Source organism: Streptomyces sp. NPDC053673, from assembly GCF_055585225.1.
The window spans coordinates 1-2,174 of the sequence record NZ_JBVJKN010000089.1; the positions used below are offsets into that span (position 1 = coordinate 1).

1 protein-coding gene is annotated in these 2,174 nt (G+C 70.8%); it reads right to left on the reverse strand.

Translation table 11 applies throughout. The annotated features are described in order from the left end of the window. A partial coding sequence (locus ACZ6ZQ_RS38455) for a type I polyketide synthase (protein ID WP_469773180.1) occupies positions 1-2,174 on the reverse strand: 2,174 nt, incomplete at both ends.

The following is a 2,174-nucleotide window of genomic DNA, read 5'->3' on the forward strand; positions in this document are numbered from 1 at the left end:
CAGTCCGTAAACGGCTCCAGCGCCTTCGCACACTCATCCACCCGGGCAGCGAACACCGGTGAAGCGTCCAACAACGCATCGGCCATGCCCACCCACTGCGACCCCTGCCCCGGGAACACGAACGCCGTCCTGCCGGCACTCATGCTTCCGCGCGCCAATCCCGCAGCCGCGGCCTCGCTCTCGAGGGCGGTCAGGCCGCGCAGCAGCTCGTCCCAGTTCCCCGCCACCACCACGGCACGGTGCTCGAACGAAGCACGCGTGGTGGCCAGCGAGTAGGCCACGTCATCGGGATGTGCCTCCGGCGCATCCTCCACATGGGCCCGGAGGCGGGCCGCTTGACGCCGCAGCGCGTCCGCAGACTTGGCGGAGAGCACGTACGGCAGCACGGACGGAACCTCCCCGGGCGCGGCCTGGCGTGTGTTCCGTGCGGGCGCCGATTCGTCGGGCGCCTGCTCGATGATCGTGTGGGCGTTGGTGCCGCTGATGCCGAACGACGAGACGGCGGCGCGGCGTGGGCGACCGGTCTCCGGCCACGGGGTGAGCGAGTCCAGTAGGGAAACGGCTCCTGCCGACCAGTCGACGTGCGGTGTCGGCTCGTCGACGTGCAGGGTCTTCGGCAGAACACCGTGGTGCATCGCCTGGACCATCTTGATGATGCCCGCGACACCCGCGGCAGCCTGGGTGTGTCCCATGTTGGACTTGATCGAACCGAGCCACAGCGGCTGCTCGTCGGTGTGCTCCTGCCCGTAGGTGGCCAGCAGGGCCTGCGCCTCGATCGGGTCACCCAGCGTCGTCCCCGTACCGTGCGCCTCCACGACATCGACCTCTGCGGCCGACAGACCCGCACTGGCCAGCGCCTGGCGGATCACACGCTGCTGCGACGGGCCGTTCGGAGCAGTCAGACCATTGCTCGCACCGTCCTGATTGATCGCCGAACCACGCACCACCGCCAGCACCGGATGACCGTTCGCCCGCGCATCCGACAGCCGCTCGACCAGCAGCATGCCGACACCCTCGCCCCACGCCGTACCGTCGGCCGCGGCAGCGAACGGCTTGCAGCGACCGTCACTCGCGAGGCCGCGCTGGCGGCTGAACGCGACGAAGGTACCGGGCGTGGCCATCACGGTGACACCGCCGGCGAGCGCGAGATCGCACTCTCCGTTGCGGAGCGCCTGTACGGCGAGATGCAAGGTGACCAGGGAGGACGAGCAGGCCGTGTCGACCGTGACGGCCGGGCCTTCGAGTCCGAAGGTGTACGACACACGGCCCGAGGCGACGCTGCCCGAGCTGGAAGTGCCCATATAGCCTTCGAGACCGTCGGGTGCGCGGTGCAGCAGCGTGCCGTAGTCGTTGTACATGACACCGGCGAACACTCCGGTCCGGCTGCCGCGCAGGGCGACCGGGTCGATCCCTGCCCGCTCGAACGCCTCCCACGACGTCTCCAGCAGCAGCCGCTGCTGCGGGTCGGTTGCGAGGGCTTCACGCGGCGAGATCCCGAAGAACGTCGGGTCGAAGTGGTGGGCGTCGTGAAGGAATCCGCCCGCCGTGCTGTAGCTGGTGCCCGGCCGGTCGGGGTCGGCGTCGAACAGCGCCTCCACGTCCCAGCCACGGTCGTCCGGCATGTCCGAAATGGCGTCCCGGCCCTCCAGGACGAGCCCCCACAGATCCTCGGGAGACCGTACGCCGCCGGGGAAGCGACAGGCCATCGCCACGATCGCGATCGGCTCGTCGTCCCGGACCGCGACGGCGACCGGTGCGGCCGTCGTGTTCTGTCCGCCGAGCAGTTCGGCGTACAGGTAGTCGGCCAGGACGGCTGGGGTGGGGTAGTCGAAGACGAGGGTGGCGGGCAGACGTACGCCGGTCGCCGCGCCGAGCCGGTTGCGCAGCTCGACGGCGGTCAGCGAGTCGAAGCCGACCTCGCTGAACGACCGTGCCGGGTCGACCGCTTCGGGACCGGTGAAGCCGAGTACGACCGCGACCTGGGTACGTACGAGCTCCAGCACGGCGCCGGGCCGCTCGTCCTCCGCGAGCGCGGCCAGCTGCCGGGCGAGCTTGCCCGCCGAACCGGAACCGCCGCGCGCGGTGCGGCGGGTGGGGGTGCGGACCAGGCCGCTGAGCAGCGGCGGAAGCATGCCCCCACTGCCCGCCTGCGCCCGCAACGCCACCAGATCCAG